Below are 845 nucleotides of genomic sequence, written 5' to 3'. Positions count from 1 at the left end.
CTCCGTTCGCATGAAAAAGTGCCCACTGGTGTTATCAACAAATTCGTTATTATGAACGATGTTTAGCTGATGTTTGTAACAGATATTAGTAATTTTAGAGATCAAACCCGGTGCGTCAGAACAATGGGTCAACAGTGTTTTCTTTTCCATAAATCAGATACTTCCATGCATTATTTTTCTAGCGTACGAAATATGTGTTTTCCCCAAAAGGGTCAACCGTACAGCAATCTGACTTCATAAATAATCTATTCTTGCCATGGTTTCAACAAATTATCTGTGTTGGGCCGTAAGCTGGCCATCTTACGGGCTGATGTCTCTCCCAAACGTCTGATATACTCACGAGAATTTTTCTAACCAGCTGTCAGGCCTGATCGCAAAAACACTTTCCTCTGATGGCGCTTTAGGTAAAGCGATTCCGGGTTTTCAGGCTCGTCAGCCACAAATAGACATGGCTGAAGCCGTCAGTAGTGCGATCAAAGAACAAAGTCAGTTGGTGGTAGAGGCAGGAACTGGTACCGGTAAAACATTTGCCTATCTTGTTCCAGCGCTGTTGAGTGGCAAGAAAGTCATCATCAGTACTGGCTCGAAAAACTTGCAAGAGCAGTTGTACCATCGTGACCTACCGCTGATGGTCAATGCGCTCGGTTTTTATGGTCAAGTGGCGTTATTGAAAGGGCGTTCCAACTATTTATGTTTGGATCGCTTAAGTCGCCAGATGGTAGAAAGCCACACCAACGAATCCGACCCAACATTGTTGACTCAATTGGTGAAGGTGAGGTCTTGGTCCTCAGAGACAAAAACCGGTGACTTAGGTGATTGTGAAGATTTGCCTGAAGACAGCATGA

General features: G+C 43.9%; 2 protein-coding genes. One reads left to right on the top strand and one right to left on the bottom strand.

Going from position 1 to position 845, the window contains the following annotated elements; all coding sequences use genetic code 11:
- On the bottom strand, window positions 1–150 hold a 150-nt coding region (locus R7E78_RS25525; RefSeq protein WP_318058529.1), incomplete at its 3' end, for an ACT domain-containing protein.
- Between the two features lie 217 nt (window positions 151–367).
- Here R7E78_RS25525 and R7E78_RS25520 point away from each other — a divergent pair.
- On the top strand, window positions 368–845 hold a 478-nt coding region (locus tag R7E78_RS25520; RefSeq protein ID WP_318058528.1), incomplete at its 3' end, for an ATP-dependent DNA helicase.

Source organism: Vibrio sp. YT-19(2023), from assembly GCF_033337395.1.
Note: the sequence above shows the minus strand (reverse complement) of the source record. Positions and strands in the feature narration are given on the sequence as shown.